At 42.4% G+C, this 18,945-nt stretch carries 15 protein-coding genes and 3 tRNA genes; 1 reads left to right on the forward strand and 17 read right to left on the reverse strand.

The annotated features are described in order from the left end of the window. Window positions 1-78 precede the first annotated feature (78 nt). The 17 genes from B2575_RS04595 to B2575_RS04675 form a co-directional block, all read right to left on the reverse strand. Window positions 79-897: a PilX N-terminal domain-containing pilus assembly protein gene (locus tag B2575_RS04595; RefSeq protein ID WP_296240359.1), complete on the reverse strand. Its 819-nt coding sequence runs from the start codon at window positions 895-897 to the stop codon at window positions 79-81. A gap of 54 nt (window positions 898-951) precedes the next feature. Next, entirely contained in the window at window positions 952-1,917 is a 966-nt protein-coding gene (locus B2575_RS04600) for a PilW family protein (protein WP_250163617.1), read from the reverse strand. Window positions 1,918-1,928: 11 nt separating this feature from the next. Next, complete coding sequence (gene pilV, locus B2575_RS04605; protein ID WP_087814583.1) at window positions 1,929-2,429, reverse strand: type IV pilus modification protein PilV; 501 nt, start codon at window positions 2,427-2,429, stop codon at window positions 1,929-1,931. Next, window positions 2,429-2,920, reverse strand: coding sequence for a GspH/FimT family pseudopilin (locus B2575_RS04610; RefSeq protein ID WP_250163616.1), 492 nt, complete (start codon window positions 2,918-2,920; stop codon window positions 2,429-2,431). Before B2575_RS04610 ends, pilV begins: the two co-directional genes overlap by 1 nt. Window positions 2,921-3,288: 368 nt before the next feature. Continuing rightward, window positions 3,289-4,140, reverse strand: coding sequence for a ComF family protein (locus B2575_RS04615; RefSeq protein ID WP_296240360.1), 852 nt, complete (start codon window positions 4,138-4,140; stop codon window positions 3,289-3,291). Window positions 4,141-4,167: 27 nt separating this feature from the next. Then, complete coding sequence (locus B2575_RS04620) at window positions 4,168-5,601, reverse strand: phospholipase A (RefSeq protein WP_296240361.1); 1,434 nt, start codon at window positions 5,599-5,601, stop codon at window positions 4,168-4,170. 374 nt (window positions 5,602-5,975) lie between these two features. Beyond that, the gene (locus B2575_RS04625; RefSeq protein ID WP_296240362.1) at window positions 5,976-8,111 is read right to left on the reverse strand and encodes a protein-disulfide reductase DsbD domain-containing protein; all 2,136 of its coding nucleotides are present in this window, start codon (window positions 8,109-8,111) and stop codon (window positions 5,976-5,978) included. Between the two features lie 67 nt (window positions 8,112-8,178). Continuing rightward, the gene (locus tag B2575_RS04630) at window positions 8,179-8,742 is read right to left on the reverse strand and encodes a protein-disulfide reductase DsbD domain-containing protein (RefSeq protein ID WP_296240363.1); all 564 of its coding nucleotides are present in this window, start codon (window positions 8,740-8,742) and stop codon (window positions 8,179-8,181) included. 263 nt (window positions 8,743-9,005) lie between these two features. After that, a complete protein-coding gene (gene gspG / locus B2575_RS04635) occupies window positions 9,006-9,425 on the reverse strand; it encodes a type II secretion system major pseudopilin GspG (protein WP_045443801.1) in 420 nt (139 codons plus the stop codon). Between the two features lie 691 nt (window positions 9,426-10,116). Next, entirely contained in the window at window positions 10,117-11,319 is a 1,203-nt protein-coding gene (gene gspF, locus B2575_RS04640) for a type II secretion system inner membrane protein GspF (RefSeq protein ID WP_270894696.1), read from the reverse strand. 81 nt (window positions 11,320-11,400) lie between these two features. After that, complete coding sequence (locus tag B2575_RS04645; RefSeq protein ID WP_296240365.1) at window positions 11,401-12,453, reverse strand: hypothetical protein; 1,053 nt, start codon at window positions 12,451-12,453, stop codon at window positions 11,401-11,403. Window positions 12,454-12,744: 291 nt separating this feature from the next. Continuing rightward, window positions 12,745-13,680, reverse strand: a complete 936-nt coding sequence (locus tag B2575_RS04650; protein ID WP_296240366.1) for an AraC family transcriptional regulator — start codon at window positions 13,678-13,680, stop codon at window positions 12,745-12,747. 528 nt (window positions 13,681-14,208) lie between these two features. Continuing rightward, window positions 14,209-14,284 (reverse strand) — tRNA-His (locus B2575_RS04655). Window positions 14,285-14,323: 39 nt separating this feature from the next. Then, window positions 14,324-14,400, reverse strand: a tRNA-Arg gene (locus B2575_RS04660). A 96-nt stretch (window positions 14,401-14,496) separates the two neighbouring features. Further along, window positions 14,497-14,573, reverse strand: a tRNA-Pro gene (locus tag B2575_RS04665). Between the two features lie 255 nt (window positions 14,574-14,828). Further along, window positions 14,829-16,412, reverse strand: coding sequence for an McrC family protein (locus B2575_RS04670; protein ID WP_296240367.1), 1,584 nt, complete (start codon window positions 16,410-16,412; stop codon window positions 14,829-14,831). Window positions 16,413-16,424: 12 nt separating this feature from the next. Further along, window positions 16,425-17,885, reverse strand: coding sequence for an McrB family protein (locus B2575_RS04675; RefSeq protein WP_296240368.1), 1,461 nt, complete (start codon window positions 17,883-17,885; stop codon window positions 16,425-16,427). A gap of 346 nt (window positions 17,886-18,231) precedes the next feature. On the opposite strand from B2575_RS04675, the gene B2575_RS04680 reads away from it, so the two are divergent. After that, window positions 18,232-18,933: a DUF4442 domain-containing protein gene (locus B2575_RS04680; RefSeq protein ID WP_201580827.1), complete on the forward strand. Its 702-nt coding sequence runs from the start codon at window positions 18,232-18,234 to the stop codon at window positions 18,931-18,933. Window positions 18,934-18,945 lie beyond the last annotated feature (12 nt).

An 18,945-nucleotide genomic window follows, 5' to 3' on the forward strand; every position in this document is an offset into this window, starting at 1 on the left:
ATATAGTAGCTTTTAAATCAGTTATAGATCTATAGCAGCGATTCAACTATATAACCGCTACTTTCTTATATGTCCCTATCAAATATCTCTACATAAAGGGTTAGTGCTGTCTGTTTTACCCCCACTACCAAAGTAGTCACATAGCTCACTACTTTGAATATTGGCCAAGTCAACTTGCTCTACCAACATCTTGTTAGGAATATTATTGTCTTTCATACATTTCATCACACCATCTGTTTGGTCTGAAGCATTTTTTGCAAAACATTCTTTGATTTTATCATCCTTCGCCTTTCCATACGCAGGTAGCACTGAAGTCGAATAAATATCGAACGTAAACATTTTTGCGGTTTTCTCATCAGAATCTGTACCGAGATTCATATGCTCAAAATTACCACTATTTGCAGTAGCACTAACGTTCTTTATCATAACTTGCGTCATTGTCGTATTACGATTACTGGTATAGTCAGTAGCTTTGGTAGGGTCACAATAACCTGTTGTATTGTCGACCAACTTACCCGTATTACGACGTATAACGGCATCATCAATATTGAAAAAAGAAGAACGTGGACGGTAACAAAAATCGATAATATCATCGTTGTTATCTTCTAAGATATAGTAGCCAAATATCCCTGTAATACCCATAATTTGCTTATATTGCTCACTGGCTGGAGAACCATTAACCGATATTTCAATCTTATTATTGACACTGTCCGCAGACTGCAAAAGCAAAGTGTTTATCTGATCGCTGGTTGCAAGTTTTAAATCGGTATTACTGTTGCGTACCGCTATGACTCCAACGAGCATAATCAGTATTAAAAACAGTAAAACCACAATCAATACTGCCCCGCGCTGGCTGGAATCTAATGAAGGATAAGTATTAGAATGACTGATATTCATGGCAAATTTTCACCTTTATTCATACGTACAGGACAGAGAGATTATCAACCTTACTTAACTAACACTGTTAATCACATTCACAATTCTAGCATTACGTAACAGGGTATTGGTTTCATAAACACGGCGTAAATATTTTGGTGCATTGGTTTCTGATTTTAGTGTCTGTGTCGTGCCAAGTATACTGAAGGCACTTGCACTATCATCAGGACTATTAGAGGTACTGCGGGTTAATAATGCGACTTTGATATTGGTAATATAGGGCTTTTCTGTCGTAAGATTCATGTAATCTTTTACACTCATTTCAGTATAGCTATAACTTACTACACCACTATTAACTACTGAATGTTTGACACCTAAACGAATATTAAATTGATCGACATTCTTTATAATAGTTTGCCCTACTTCCATAAAGTTAGTAAGCACTCCATTACTTGCTATACGCCCAGCATCACAGTTGAGATTGAGATTTTTTCTATCTTTGTTGGTTTTTACACTGTCTTCGGTTAAAAAATAACGGGTAATGACACGTTCGTTTAACTCAATTTTCTCACCTTCACAGTCATACAATATTTGACCCGTTGTGTTGGTATACTGGAATGTAAGCTGATCACTTTTCTCACCAGTGTTAGATAAAGAACCATCCCATTTATGAATCCCACCTGCAGAATCCATGTCATGACTGCGCGTCAAGTAACCTTCTTCTAATTGAGTACTTGTTACAACATTTACTGCATCAGCATTGGTTGCGCTTGCCGTCAGCACAACTCCGCCCATCACAGTTTTATCATTAAGAGGCACGCCATCATTGCCAAGATTGGCAAGCCTTAATTGTTGTTCAATAGATTGAATGCCAAATACTGCTGAATCCTGAATCTCAGAACCAGCACTCTGTACACGATCCACACGTTGGCTGGTAATAAATACTTGAATGATAGCAGCCGATATCAATAACCCTAAAACCAGCGATATCATTAGTTCAATAAGTGTAAAGCCTCGCTGATATTTGATATCTTGTATCATTATGTGTTTCATTAATACGTCTCCACAATGATACAGTTACTGCCGCTTTTATAGATACCAGATGCATCAGCACAAGCATTTGCATTAGTAGCATCCATCGCAGCGGTAGTGTCGCCCCAAGCTGCTATGATACATTTCACTTCAGAGAAATTAGCTGTTCCAGGACAAGTTACCATTTTCACATTAATACCATAGCTGTATAGCTTATCGTATGCGTCTTTAGACTCATTAATGGCTATTTGCTCAGCGGAACAATCTGTACAGCTTTCACGAGTTTTAGAAGCATCATTAATGGTAACTTGATAGGTAGCAATTTGTTGTGAGTTGGCACGCATATTTTCTGCTAGCCCCCGAATGATGCTTAAAGCTTGAGTACGTATTAAGCTCTCATCAGTTGCACTTATAGCACGCATCTGCAATGCACTAAATCCTAATACGGCAACAGATAGCAATAAGACAGCGACTAATACTTCTATTAGTCCGACACCTTTTTGTTGGCTAAACTGACTCATTAACATGATCCTCCAAGCTTGCTACTCACAATGCCTAGCTTAGTGATATTGACTTGTTTAGAATTAGCAGCTGCATTATCATCGCAGATAGTATATATCCACCTGCCTGAATCAACTGTTTTATTCGGTTTGAACTGAACCTGATTATTATTAGGTTTTATCTTACTTTTAACATCATACTTATAAGTTGAAATAACATTTGAATTATTATCTGTTATTGTAATATCACCCATATTATTTCCATTATTCTTATAAGAAAGTGTCACTTCTTGGCGACGAATAATGCTCTCATTACGAGACTCTTTTAATGCATTTTCCAACATTGAGGCGGTTGATTTGACACGCTGATTAGCCAACTGATTACTGATGCTGGGCGCTGCTATACCGACAATAATGGCAAGCACAGCAATCGTTACCATTAGTTCAATCAGGGTAAATCCTGAGTTGGTTGTTCGTAGCGTAAGTGGTAGATTATTTGTAGATGCGTTCACATCAAATCCCTATTTATAACGGCAATTTTATAATAACTATTGTTTGTCTAATACCAATACTGAACCAAAAACATCAACAATGAATTCATATTGTCATATCATTTTTGCCCGTCTTTTTATTGTTATTCAATCAAAATTATGCAATTTATGTTCCATAATATTTAACAAAAGTTTTGCATAGAAATAACAATAGCCATAGCAGTTATGCAAGCTATTTAGAAAATATCATTTTATAAGCAATGCTATTGAGTGATAAGCACAGTATTTTGGAATATTAATAACAAATAAACATATATTATTTTAATAATATATCGTTAAGGCAACATATTAGCAACATATTAGTAGTTAGCAATAGAGAGGAACAGATTTTAAGACTGATTTCCATGCGCTAAAGCATAGGCAGAAAGATGGTATTTATAATTGGTTTGAATATCTGACATGGTGACTGTTTCAGCCGAGGTAAGCAGTGTACGTCCCAATGCTTGTAAACTAGCACCCGTGGTCGCAACATCATCAAACAATAATAAGCGTTTCACAGGAGGCTTTTCGATTAAAACAAAAGCATTGTCTAGATTACTCAGGCGCTCAGCACGTGTAAGCCCTTGCTGACTGACAGTGTCGTCAATACGCTTTACACCATGCCATAAAGGTATCTGCCAATGCTTAGACAATTGCGCGGATAAAATACTAACAGGATCGAAGCCACGCTTGACCAGTCGTTGCTCGGTTGTTGGCATGGCGACAATCACGCTATTATCATGATGACAACCATGAGGACGTGGTAGCTGACGTATAGCATGTAACAATAACGGCAATTTGGTCATGTCTTCATGATGCTTAAAAGCTCTGATCGCTTGACGCAGCGGATACTCATAATAAGTCGCCGTTTGGATAGATAAAACCGTACCAGCAGCAATATCAACATTGAAGGGTTTCGGCAACCACGCGATACTGTCATGACAATGCGAGCAAAGTAGTCCGCTGTTAAAACGGTGGTTGAATTGCTGGCGCAAATTAGCAAAAAACGAAGGATCGTTTGGCAAGGGGTTTAGAGAGTGCGGTATAGAATCAGCCGTTGGCAAGCTACTAATATTTGATAAAAGGTAATTTTGAGATAGCTGAGATTGGGGTGTGCTGCGATAAACACGGCACAACTGGCAGCGTATATCGAGATACTCTGCCAGCCATAGTCCAGTTTGATAAGGCGCTAAAAGTCGCATGGACGATTATCAAAATGTGCGCTGATATTAGAAACCTTTCCAATCATTCAGTACGATACCAAAACCAATAGAGGTATTTTCGTGGTTATAATCGATGATGGATTCGCCATAGCCTTGGAAAACCTGAACGAAGCCATTAACATTCTCTGATAATGGATAAATATAATCGACTTGCGCCGCCCCTTTATTGGTGCTTGGATTGTAGCGCAATGTACCGCTCAGGCTCTGTTGATCAGGCAAATCATATAAGAATTTGATATCACCATAACCCATGTAGTCCTCGATATCTGGATTGTCTTCACTGCTGCTGCTTTCACTATTCACTCGAGCCCACAGGCGCGGTACGATTGATAGCTTACCCCACTCTGCCCCTGCCATGAGATAAGCACGGTTCCATGAGCGTGATAACGGATCGTCTTGTCCATTAGAATGATGAATGGCACCAGCACCAAGCATACGAAGACGACCACCAAAAGGTAAATCTGCTGTCACTGGCTGAGTCAAAAATATTTCAGGCTGATAGTCGGTGGCACGGAATGGTCGCGAGTTGTCTTCGTTATAAACTTGCCAATGTGACTCTTGGGTATAACCAAACCATAAATCGGCACTGGTATCAAACAAATCTTCCATCACTTTGGTCTTTAATGACAGCTGGAACTTTAGCTCTGTATTACGGGTGTCATTAGAGGTGAATGTTTCACCGGGCTCATCTGGATTACTAGGAGTTGGGCTAAGATTAGGGTCAAAGGTATAAAATACTGGCAATACATAGGTTGGTCGGTATGGTCTGACGGTCCAAGTCCCACGCTCACTGTTTTTATCTAGATCATAGGATAAACTAAGCGGTGTATATTTTTCGATATCTTTTTGAGTGACCCCAACATTTTCTAAAACTTGTGCTTCTCTTTGTGTCAGCCCAACGGTGTCTAAACCTTCATTAATAGCAGGCGCGCGCGCAACTGAGTCAGTAGCGGCATTATTAGCACCAGCAATGGTAGATTTCTCTTCTACAAAGACAACTTGCGGATTACCTGAAAGCGTACTTTGAAAGGTTTTTGCCAAATCTACTGGCTGCTTAGTTGTGGTGTAACTCGGTGTTTTACCTTCTTCGGCCACTTTGTCAAAGCAAGCCAAACGTGCAGCACTGGTCTGTACTTGGGTACATTCAAAAAACAATTTTGCTTGCTGGGCGATAAATTCTTTACTGACTACTTGGCGATCTTGCGCAGCTGTATTGGCATCCTGTGACACCTGATAATCTTCAAACTCAAACGCTGCCTCCGGTACTGGTAACTCATTATCGCTCTGAGTTTTATCGGCAGCTTGGACTTGCACGGTCAAGCAGGTTAGCGCTAGACCAACAGCAATATTCAAATAATGCTTTCTTGTCTGAAATAAAGTGTTTTTGCGCGCTGTAATAAGAGGCATAGAGCGGCGCTGTGCGGTGATATGGGAAAACATAAGTGTCCTTTATCTAACTGACATTATCGCCAGCAGAGTATATAAGATAATGAGTATGACCATCAGCGTCATCGCTAAAATAAACCCAATGACATTCAGATATAGAAGTGAGCAGTTACAACGAGTAATGCGCCTTCAGCATTGTTGCTTTATTGTAATGAAAATGCGTGTACTATACTAGCGTTATCGCTGCTCTATACCAATGTAAATATCAATAATCAACGCTAAACCAAATGCTTAGCGTCAGGATGACAGGTAACCATTGATAAAAATAAAAGAGCCAACGTACTGTATGAATAGTACATTGGCTCTTTTGTATTGTTAAGCCTTTAGAAAAGACTTATTCGTTTTATTAAGTATCAGTTATTAAGATATCAGTTATTAAGCATCGTCAATGCTTGTTCAAACTCTGGACGATCAATCTCGCCTACTTGTTGATTGGTCAACTGACCGTCTTGATAATACAGCAATGCTGGCGGACCAAACAATTTATAGCGCGCTAAGATTGCTTTAGAATCGTCCGTAGTTTCTGTTATATCCAGTCTCACCAACTGCCAATCCTGCATCTGCGCTGGACGATTATGAAATAAGTTTTTATCCATAATACGGCACTCGATACACCATTCAGCAGTGACATCGACAAGCACTTTAGGGTTGGCGGCGATAATGGCATCTAACTCAGTCAGCGTTGTGACGGTTTTATCTGTTGTATTACTCATGGCTGGCTGACCAGTCGTCTGCATCATCGGAGCAGCACTCAAAGATGCCAGCGGATGCAAGCTATCATCGTTACCCAACGCCGCGCCGATGACTAAACATGTTGCCCAAATACCAGCGATTAATCCCAATGCTTGGGTCAGCATACGACCTTTACCCAACCAGCTCCACGCCCACATCGCTACAACCATAAACCATAACGCCCATACCATCAGCATCACGGGTGAGATAAAGACGCGCTCAATTAATAATAAAGCAACGGCAAAGAGCAATAAGGCAAAACCTTGCTTGACCCAATTCATCCACGCGCCCGCTTTCGGCATAATTTTACCTTGGGTGGCACCAATTAAGATAAGTGGTGCGGATAAACCAAAACCCAGCATAAATAAAGCTGCAAAACCCAGTAGTGGACTACCAATCGTCGATACGGCAAGCAGTGCCCCAAACAATGGCGCAGAAACGCAAGGCGATACGACGAGCGCAGATAAGAAACCCGCGATTAAACTACCGCCCGTACTACCCAGCTTACTATCCCCTGCTTGACTCAAGCCTTGCATTTTATTACTCATAAATCTCGGTAAGCGGATACTAAACACACCCAGCATATATAGTGCAAGTAGGACAAAAACAATCGCAAAACCAATCAGGATAATGGGGTTTTGTAGCCAGCCGATAATGCCTAATGATTCACCAAACACGGCGATAACTGCGCCCAAAATACCATAAGCTGTTGCCACGCCAATAGCATAGCTGGTGGTGAGAATAACACCGCGTTTCACCGTTGGATTCTCCTCACGGGCAACGATATTGGCAACGATTGGCAACATTGGTAGTACGCATGGTGTCAATGCCAAACCCAGCCCTGCTAAAAACAATAATACCAATGCCAACCAAGGATGAGAAGCCAGACCAAAAGGATCGCTATCAGTGGCATTATTTCCAGCAACAGTATTGTTGGTTGTCGCAGGAATTTCACTTGTCGTAGTGCCATCGACGCCTTGTTCATCTGCGCCAGAAATCGTATTGGTAGCGCCAAGCTCTCCCTCTAAAGCCTCATCATCCAACAAGGCATAATCAATCACCCCATCATCAGTCAGCGCTTGCTCTGCTGCAAGACTATCGGCAACCGTCGCACTTGACTCAGCGGTGTTGTCATTATCTGTCAGACTGTTGTTGTTAGCAGCTTCTTGAGTAGAAGTACTGGCGCTATTTCCTGCAATTTGTGGTGTTGCAGCAGCGATATCAATTGTCGTTTTAATTTTTTCAGGTGGATAGCATAGTCCTGCTTTGGCACAGCCTTGCCAGCCAATCACCACGGCGGCATCGTCGACGCTTTTACCATTACTGCTGCTCAAGGTCGTCGTCGCCACCATATTCGCTTGGTCAAACACCAGTACTTTTCCGAATGTCGGATCATCGATTGAAACTGGCTTTTGACTAAAGGTAAAAGGCGCGGCGGTCACGCCAGCTGGCAACGTCAGTTTGATTTGGTCTTTATAAACATAATGCTCAGGCGTAATGTCAAAATTAATGGCTAAGCGCGTGCCATTATTGGTAGCTTTACTGTTATCACTGACTTGGAAAGCTTTGTCCACTGGTAAAAACTTCGTCTGTGCCGCATTTTTATCACTGCTAAATAAATCACCCAGCCCTGCCGCATGAGTCATCATGGGCATCGCAGCCAGTCCTGTAAACAACGAGCTACTAGAGACCGCAAATGCTAGTAGATAAGATTTTTTGGACGAGCGATGTACCGTTAGCGATGGTGTTTTTTCTATTGTCTTGATGGACATGAAGAGCTACCTATTTATTACCTAATATGCTATTTATTACCAATATTTGAGTCGATCGGCTTGTGGTCTATTTGCGTGTCACGGCGATATCAACCGTGGTTTTGATTTTCTCTGGCGGATAGCACAGCCCAGCTTTTGCACAGCCTTGCCAGCCAATGACAATCGGTGCATTTTTTGCGCCTTTACCATTGTTAGTAGTCAGAGTCGTGGTTGCTACCATGTTTTTTTGGGTAAAAACGGGAACCTTACCAAAGGTTGGGTCGTCAATGGAGACCGGCGACTGACTAAAAGTAAAGGGGGTTGCACTCACGCCCTTAGGAAAACTGAGAGTAAGCTGATCTTTATAGACATAATGACCTGGCGTAATATCAAAATTAATAGATAAGCGCGTGCCCTTAGACGTGGCCTTAGTGCTGCTAATAACTTGAAACGCTTTATCGACAGGCAAAAACTTCGATTGTGCGGCACCATTATTAGCAAATAACTCGCCCAAACCTGCAGCTTGAGCGCTCATAGATGCCATTGACAACCCTATCATCAATGAAGTACTCATGATTGCAAGTGCGTGAGGCAACTTAGAGACTCGTTTATTTGTAATGACGGCTTGTGAATTGAGTTTGTTGGTAAACATGAGTAATGACCTCTACTGGCTGATTTTAATAACAAATGAGCGGGGCGATATGACTGGCATCAAACGTATAGCTTGTTGGAAAAATGGATGGTTTTACATTATCTATGGAATGCCACGCCATTTATTTACTGATATAAAAATATCAACCAATAAGGTTTTATTGGTTGATATTTAAGAGCTTTAGAGCGACCGTCACCAATAAACATACTATGGAGTAAGGGATCGTTAGCTACCCATATTTTAATTACCCGTCAAGCTAGTGCTTATAATTGGGCATAAAGATCAGCATCTTGACCTTCGCCGCCTTGCTGGCCATCTGCACCCAGCGAGAATAAATCATAAGGACGACCTTCACTGCCTGGGGCGACATATTGCATCTCGTTTTCCCAGCCATCTGTTGGATAGCCGCCTTTGATATAACCACCATCTGGGTAGTTTTTGGCCTCTGCTGGCGGTGTGGTTAATGCTTCTAAACCTTGTGCGGTAGTCGGATAGCGCGAATTATCAACCTTATACATATCAAGGGCGTTGGATACTGTAGCAAGCGCTGTTTCAGTGGTCTTGACACGAGCTTTATCACTTTGTCCCACCACTTTTGGGACAACTAAGCCTGCAAGAATTGCCAAGATTACAATCACGACCATGATCTCGATCAGAGTAAATCCAGACTGGTTATTACGCATAGGCAGTGGCTGACGGGCTCTTGTAGGAGCTGGCTTGTTGGCACTTATATTACTTGCCTGAAACTGGTCTTCACTCATAGCACTTGTTGGCATAGTAGTTACTTGAATTTTGTCAATTATAGTCATCGCTTTTATCATCGCTTTTGGCATCAGGGTGATGTAAATAGGAAAAGTGGCGTTCAAGTAACATTAATGATCGGCGTATTAATGAGCATTGAAACGATTATCACTATAAACCATGATTTTATTTTTATCTAGGGCGTGTCTTCAATTCAATCGTTTACTTTCTAAATGGGCTAAAAATAGCTAAATTTTGCCAAACATCGTCAAATAGCTTATTAATATCTCGATATTATTTGCGCTACTTTTCTTGTTTGACGGTAATTTATCTCATTTTTATCACCATTTTTAAAATGAGGACACGCCCTAGCACCGCAAGTAGATTGTTATGAACACTGACTTTTATAAGCATCAATACTGAACCACAGCATGGTGAGTAATATTTATAAGGATAACTTTTGACTGACGCTTACTATAGCTTGATGGCTGGCTTTACCCTAGTAAAAACCTGGCTCAGTCAACAATCTACAACAGTAAGCAAATCTTAAGAAAGCTAGCGTAATATTTAGTAAGATGGCTACAATGGAAATGTGAGCGGGAGGCACACAAGCTCAGAAGATTTGAGTGCTCATTATCCTGCTAGATCATTCATATTGACAATCGGCAGCATCACTGCCATTACGATAATCATCACTACCACGCCCATCAGCACTAGCATCAACGGCTCAAGTAGCGACAATAAGGTACTGATAAAGTTTGTGGCTTCTGCTTCCTGCATATTGGCGGCACGGCTGAGCATGTTTTCAAGCTCGCCTGAGTTTTCGCCACTTTTAATCATTTGCACCATCATCGGCGGAAAGTAACTGGACTTTTCTAATTGACTCGATAAACTTGAGCCTTCCGTCACCCTATCAGCTGCAGTGATGATGGTTTTTTGAATGTGTAAATTGGTCGTCACCGCCGCACCAATATGCAATGCCTCAATCAACGGCACCCCTGAGCGTACCAATATCGCCAATGTACTGGCAAAACGTGCTGCATTCAGCCCTTTTGATAACCGCGCCAATATCGGTAGTCTTAGCACGATGCTGTCTATCGCTAACTTACCCGCTTGCGTCTGCGCAAAACGATAAAACAAAAATGCCGTTCCTGACAATGCTAGCAGCATCAGCCACCACCACTGCGTAATGAGGTTAGATAGGCTAAGAACAATTTGGGTAATGAGCGGCAATGCCTGTTCAGACTGCTCAAACACTTTGACAATTTTGGGCACCACAAAACTCATCAAGCCCATAATCACGCCGACTGCCATCACCATCAGCACAATCGGATAAACCATCGCGCCTTGGATTTTCTTTTGCAATGCAAAGCGGTTTTCGGTGTAATCTGCCAACTGGTTCAAGATTAAATCTAAGTGACCTGACTTTTCTCCTGCCGCAATGGTCGCGATATATAGTGGTGGAAAACTGGCGGCTTGCTGCAATGCTCGCGCCAAGCTCAAACCCTCTAATACATGCGAGCGCACGGCAAGCATGAGAGATTTAATATGGGTTTTTGGTGATTGTTTGGCGACGGCGGCAAGCGTTTCCTCTAACGGAATACCCGCTGCCAATAATACCGATAATTGACGGGTCAGCAATGCCAACTCGTAAGCAGACGGTTTTTTATAGCGGTTTTTATTCTGGTTTTGTCTATCATTGACGGCACTGACTTCAACGGGTGTCCATTGTTTATCACGCAGCTGCTGGCGAACTTGTCGCGCAGAATCACCTTCAAGCAAGCCTTTTTGCACACTGCCATGGTCATCTAACGCTTTATAATGATAAGCGGGCATAGCAGCGAATATCCTAAAGTGGTCAATAATAAAAGGTAATAAACAAGGACTTATAAAGGAGATCTATCGAGATTTAATGGCTTAAAAAAGCGGTGTAGAATCGCTACTGTCTGGCATCAAACCTTGCAATAACAAAACATCTAAGTGCTGCTGCTGCAGTTTTTTATCGAAGTCGTTGACCTCAGCAATGAGCATTCTCTCGATACGCTTGTCACTGGCAAAGGCACTCAATCGTGCACAGATAACTGCCAACTGATAAATACGTTTTTTACAGTAGCCATCCAGCCCTTGTAGCAGTCTAACCATATATGGCGTCTCAAGACTGGCATAATCGTAATCAGCTATAACCTGCGAACCAAGTGCCGTAACACCATAGCTAATAGATAGATGGGCACAAAAATAACAGCTGAATAAGTAGCCAACGACATGTCCAATATAATAGCCGCGGTCATAGGTAAAACTACTCACGCCGAAGTGCCCAAGTACATAGCTATTTAGACTGCCTTGATCACGAATAGGCTTACTGTTCTTTAATTTGCCAACGGTGGCAAAGCATAGCGGATTTCGCCCATCTTGAGTAGTCAGTTGCCAACCTGCTGGTTGCTGAGCTGGCATATGACGGACAATATCAGCGATGATGTCATCGACCACATGCAGCTGCTGCCAAAGACGCTCTAATCCATCGGTATCCATCAAGCCGCGTTTATCAAGCTGCTGTGCCAGCAAGTATTGCTGATGTTCTGCGAATTGTGATTTGAGCGTTTGTACCAAATAAGTAGGTCGCGTGGCAGCGGATGCCATATATAATAATCGCGTACGCTCATGCTGAGTACGATACAGTGCCACACGCTGCTCGGCAATATTCATCTCGCTAGTAGCAGGCTGTTGCATCACGCTATGGGTATTAGACAACTCATCAGCGGCGACTTTAACGACCTCTTTAACAACTGCCTCTTCAATATCTGGCAGCGTAAACAGTGCCAATAACATCGCTTTGTCAGGTGTCGCACCCGCCTTGTCTTTTTGACCATGCTTGACGTTGCTTGGATTCATATTGCTTTGTTTTTTAGCGGACACAGCTGAGCCTTGTTGGCTATTGGCTCCTGCGCGTGGCTTTGCGGTCGGTTCAGTCATAACATACCATCAGCAGCAAAAATAAATATCATTTAGAGCAAACGATCTGACCACCATACAGTGACATATCTTACGCTAAAAACAAGCGTTTGCGCCTAGACGACTCATTATTCCATAGTACCTGAACACAAGCACATTGTCAGCTGTCCATCGTCAAAATACTCCCTATCAACACCTGTCAACCATAGACGAAATATCTTCATAGAAGTCTCCTACTTCACCATGAGAAAACAAAAAAGCGTTAAGGGCCTAATGGCAACCTTAACGCTTGTTCGGAGTATGAACGATATGCTATGCGATGTTTTCTTGTTGATATTGTTGGCGATAGGCTTTTGGTGATACCCCATAAACGCGCTTGAATGCTTGACTAAAGGTCGAGTCTGACGCATAGCCAACCAACTCACTGATACGGCCAATACTGTTTTGCTGTAAGCGCAAATATCGGGCCGCCAAGCGCAAGCGATAATCAATGAGATAGGTCAGCGGCGGCATGCCAACTGTATCTTTAAAGCGCTGCGCAAAGCTTGAGCGTGACATTCCTGCGACTTCAGCCAGCTTATGAATGGTCCAGTTTTGATTGGGCGCTTGATGCATCGCTGCTAACGCCTTGGTCAAAAACGGGTCTTTCATGGCTTGTAGCCAATTTTCTGTGGCCTCAGGCAAACTTTCAATATAAACCCGCAAACATTCAATCATCATAATACTTGCCCAATGATTGATGATCGCGGTCTTGCCCATGCGCTCACGCTCGGCTTCTAAGGTCAGCAGCTTAATCTCGACATCAATGACCTCAAATCTACCGTCAGACTCATCATTGATTTCAGGCAAAATCGCAGGCAGCACAGACAGCAAAGGACGTATCATTTCTTTGTCATATTTGCATTCAATCAATATCAAAGACGAGTTAGGATCACCATTACCATCGATATCAAGGGTGTTTTCCTTACAATGAGTCAGCAACTCATCCAGCGGTAGCGCATCGTCACCATTATGATCTAAGGCATAGCTCACATGCTTATGAGCACTGGGAATCATAATCATATCGCCAGCGTGCGCCTGTCGCAAACCATTGCCGACATCGATGCAAAAGCTCCCAGACATCACTAAATAAAACAAAATCGTATCTTGTCTAGTGATGGAATAAGACCAATTACCAGTCCCATTCAAACGATAATACTTGGTTTCAAACAAATGCACGTTTTGTAGCAATACGCTCAATGCGTCCATCAATCACTTCCTCAATAATATAAGATCCATAGCAGCGCATCTCAGACAAGCACTCACATCCCTACTACGGTCTTAGGCTTACTTAATCTATTCAATATATTTTTTAACTGACCTTTGGTTTTCTTAACACTCGTATCATCTCCAATGGATCACTTCTTAATGGATGACCTAATATATCAACGTGCTTTAAGACCTTATCATGATGCGTCACTGAAAGCGTTGCCTTTGTTATTCTATATTTTGTTATCCTATATAAAGGCGGTTAAAGAATAACAAAGCAGGTTTAAGGCACGTACAGAGATAGCGAGCGTCTAAAAAGAGAACCCATGATAAAAATAAATGAGACAAAAAACCAGTAAACCAATAGACAATCAAAGGGCTGATGAGTCTACAAATTTTAATCGCAGGGGGTAAGATAGGTTAAAACCAATCATACAGGCACAAAAAAAGCCAAACATGGCAAGTATTATTTAGAATAAGGTTTTTATAATGAGGTATAACAAGAAGAGGATAATGCAGAATAAAATATGGGGCGACTGATGGGACTCGAACCCACGACAACCGAGATCACAACCCGGGGCTCTACCAACTGAGCTACAACCGCCATAACTATTGCCTGATGAGGCAAGATTTGCAGGCTAAATGGTGCGCCTGGCAGGATTCGAACCTGCGGCCACCTCCTTAGAAGGGAGATGCTCTATCCAGCTGAGCTACAGGCGCTCTTAGAGGACTTTTATATACTAAAGCAAGTTTTAAATATATCAAAAACTAAACCATTATACATAAAAAAAAGCCTGTAAGGCTCTTAAAAATAGATGGTCGGAGTGATAGGATTCGAACCTACGACCCTCTGGTCCCAAACCAGATGCGCTACCAAACTGCGCCACACTCCGAAATTTCTATTATTACGATAGTTTGTTGATTAACTCGTTGTTGGCAATGCCACTAACTTGTTAACGTTCCTTGCTATCGAGGTGCACATATTAAGGGGAAAAGCCGATGGTGTCAACACCTATTTTTAATTAATTTAAAAAAACTGCTAAATTACTTAAAAAACGCTCATTTATCATAAAAACCACTATGACAAATCCTTTTCTCCACGATGCTAAGTGCTACTTACTCATCGACAGCGCTCATTATACTCTATTCTAATCAGGAAGCAAGCCGCCGTTTATCTTACCAGTCAGAACATTGAATGGTACGAGCCACAATGGCGCAGGACTCACTTTTTCATCAGTAGCATTATGCCTCTTATCATGGTTGTTAGCACCATCAGTCTTTTTATAATCATGCACTTGTTGGCTGAGTGCAACTGGTAACCGCTCATTATCTTGTACTGGGTAAATCAGCCACACCTGCCCTGCTTGATAGGCCTGAGCGTAACTCATCAGTTGATAAGCATCACTGGCACTAATGCTGGCTGTCTGCGATAAATGCTTCCATTTAATATCGATGACATGGCTATAGTGACCTTTTTCTCTAGCTTCAATAACCGCAGTGCCATTCTGATTGTGACAATTATCATTAGCATTAGTTTTATATATGAGCAAATCAGGTCGTATAGACAGACATGCGCGCCCTTCTGCATCCGTTAGCCAGATACTTTGCGTTTGATATAACGGCTGATATTGTTGACTCACTTGCTGAAACATCGAGGCAATGCGCAGGCTTGCCCATTGCTCAAAGGCTTGATTCATATCAATCAGCAAGCATAAACGCGGAGAGGACAGATTTTGCCTAGATGGTTTATTTAGCGCAATACCATTACCTGTTGTCACATTGGACTGCCTTAGTAACCAATAAGCCATATCTAACAATTGCTGAGCAGCCTGTAGTTGCGGTGCTCGAAGCGGTTGCACGGCTAACTGACGCTTTGCTTGCTTGTATATCGACTCTAACTGTGTCAGCTCTTGATAACTCAACGCCGCTACTCGCTGCCAAGCCTGCAAAAATTTAGGCGCATCTGCTTTCGATAGCGTTGATTGAAAAAATAAAGGTGTCAGCAAAATCAACGTGCTCTTAATCAGCCGATTACCTAGCATGTCTTGGCTCAGTATACTGCTCTCACAGACAAACTTATGCGGCTGCATGCTGTTGTGGCGCATTTGTTCTTTGATGAGAAGTCGACCTTGTATCGATGCTTGATTATCGACCTGCGTCTGATAGTGTTTGCTTGGTCGATAATGAGCCAGCCGCTGCAAAAACTGCGTGATAAGCCAATCTGACAATGGCATTACAGCTATCGATAGCGGCGACAATTGACTGCTAAATTGACCTAGATTTTTTGTATTGGGTAGCTTGTTTTTGACATGACTGCTATTGGTCAAATCCGATAGCATGCCCTGCACCCATTGGCGAGCTTGCCTGATATCGGGGCGATGACTGGCATGGCGATGACTGGTATTCTGTGAAAGGTATGATTGCTGCGCGACTTGATCGCTAGAAGTTTTTGCCGCAAGTTTAGGTAAAATCTCAAGCGTCATGCCGCTAGGCAGTAAAATAACCCCTATATAATGTCCGACTTTTAACTGCCATTGTCCCTGTCTTCGCTTAATGCTAAATACCGCAAACTCTTGCGCCATCAACCAATGGAAATCAGATACCCGTAAGAAGTCATGCGCTATTAGACGCTGATGCTCAAACACAGTGATGATATTGGTATCACGCGCATTAACGTCGGTACTGTCAATATTATTGGCTATGACTTTATGACTAAAGCTTTTATTTATCAACGCTGAGCACCTTTATGGATATAAACGTTGATAGACAGTAGGTGTGGCAAAATCGCCTACCCCCGCAATGAGGTCGGCATTTATCTTATAGCCAGCAGTGCGCATAGACTGACCGAAAAATGCGTTTTGACCAGTAAACAGCGGATTTTGACTATTAGCATTCACTTGATCATTCACACTGTCATTGATGGATACATGACTATCATGAATAAACTGCGCTCGCAGTGGCTGCTGCTCGTCTCTAAAGATATATTGCAAAGTACCCTCTTGCCCACCCGTCGCTTGCATTAACTGCGGAATAATTTGTTCAACCAACGCCGCTTGCAATTGTCCAAGATCCGTCACTGACCATAAAAAAGCATGACCCAATTGCGCTTCCATTCCCACTGTTTGCGTGATGCGATCATTCAAACCAGCTAAGAGCTTTGCCAAATCTATCGTTGCTGCTGGACTGTCAGTTTCTGAGTTTCGGTGTACATGAATCATCGGTAATAACTTGGGCTGCGGAGGACAGTCTATAAAACGAAAGCGCCGACGTAATGCCATATCAAGTGGTGCTAACGAGTGATCTTGGATGTTCATCGTGGCATAAATATCGATGTTAGCAGGGATGCTAAAAACCCGTCCAGAATAGGCCAAATGAACGGCCATCGCGTTTGCCATGCCAGCCCGTTTGTCTGGCTCAATTAGACTGAGTAGCTCGCCAAATACTCGTGACACGTTGGCGCGATTGATCTCATCAATTAAGATGGCATAACGCTGCTCTGGATCATTTGCTGCCCTTTGACACAGTTTTAAAAATGCACCATCTTGAATGGCGTAATTCATTTGAGATAAGCTACTTGTTGTATAATTAGACGCTGCCATGACAGGACGAATGCCTTCGACAAACTCTTCATAGCCATACGCTTGATGGAAGCTAACCATGGTAAAGCGCTGCTGGCTAAAACCTTGATTTGGATTAGCTTGGCTTTGGTTGACACTGTTATCACGCTGCGCTTGCTGAAATTCGGCAAGTTGCTGCGATAGCTCTGTTAATAACTCAAAGCTTTCTGGCAGCAAATACCACGCACCGCCCTCATCTTTATCAAAATAGGCTTGGCTGGCACGGTTTTTATAAGTCACAGTTTTTGAATTGGTAGGGCTATGCATTTGAAGGACAGACCAAGCCGTATTGCTTAAGTTTTTTTCGCGGGCATTCTGTGCGGCTTTCGCGACAAAGAACGCATGATTGACGATTTCAGGCACTTTTACCAAGTCTTGGTGTTTAGATTGAAAATCCAAAAGTACCAAGCATACGATTTCACGCCAGCTAAGCGCTTGCAATAGCTGCCCTAACAAATCTACCTCATCGGCTCTCGGCAGATAGTCGGTATATCGCTTAGCAATTTGTAACAGTCGATAGGTTTTTCCCGTACCAGCAACGCCTGTATAAATGATATTGGTCGGCACATGAATTGACGTGTCAGGCATAGCTTCATCCAGCATAGAAAAAGGAAATAAGAAAAATAATCAATAAGATACGCTAAAATATCATCATTATAGCGTGGCTGTCTTTATGGCATCCAGCAGCACTGTTTATGAAAGCATCTAAGTGATACGATGTTGCGTTGAGCGATAGCATTCCTAGCATCTAGAGTATCATGACGTTAGCCCTATTTTATAAGCGCAACAGTTCATGCTAATAATAGTAGGCAGACGGCGGTTAATGTACCATAGTGAGCATGGCAGCTTGCACAATAGGCATCCTATCAGCTGCTATGATGAAATATGTAACACTCAAAGCGTCATTTAATCTATCTACATTAAGGAATTTTGTATGTCAGGATTATTAAAAAAACTCCCTAGCAAGCTAACCAATAAATTGCCAGCCAAAACCTCTGACAGCACAAGATCGCCCGTCGAAAAACCCAACAGCACGCTCAAGCCCATCAGCAATCAATTTACCAAACTGTTATCTATCACCAAGTACTTACCTGCCAGCGCACGCTCGAGCATCTTATCCAAAGCCTTTGGTAAAGTGGTTCCATATGTAGGCACAACGGGCGTCTATTATGAAACGGTCGAACCCAACCAAGTCGTCGTGAGCTTAAACAACACCAAAGCAGTGCAAAATCATATTGGCTCTATTCATGCGGTCGCCATTACCTTACTTGCCGAAACAGCGACTGGTTTTATTTTGGGTTTAAACCTACCCTCTGACCGCGTACTATTGATTAAATCATACTCGGTTAATTTTTATCGCCCGATTAAAAAAGGTCAAATTGCAGCAGTGGCGTCTTTATCGGATGAGCAGCGCTTAGATATCCTAAATACACCAAAAGGCGAAATGGTAATTCCGTGCGTCATTCATGACCGTGAGTCTGACAGTGATCGTGACCCTATCGTGGTTGAGATGACATGGGCTTGGATTCCTAAGTCTGAATTAGAAGCCCGCCGTCAAGGCAAAAGTAGCGAAAAGCCGCTAGAAGCTGACACTGAATCTAAAACAGAAGTCGAAGCTGAGCAAAACGACCAATAACTGGTTAAGCAT

The organism is Psychrobacter sp. UBA6739, from assembly GCF_002453835.1.
Classification (GTDB): Bacteria; Pseudomonadota; Gammaproteobacteria; order Pseudomonadales; family Moraxellaceae; genus Psychrobacter; species Psychrobacter immobilis_A.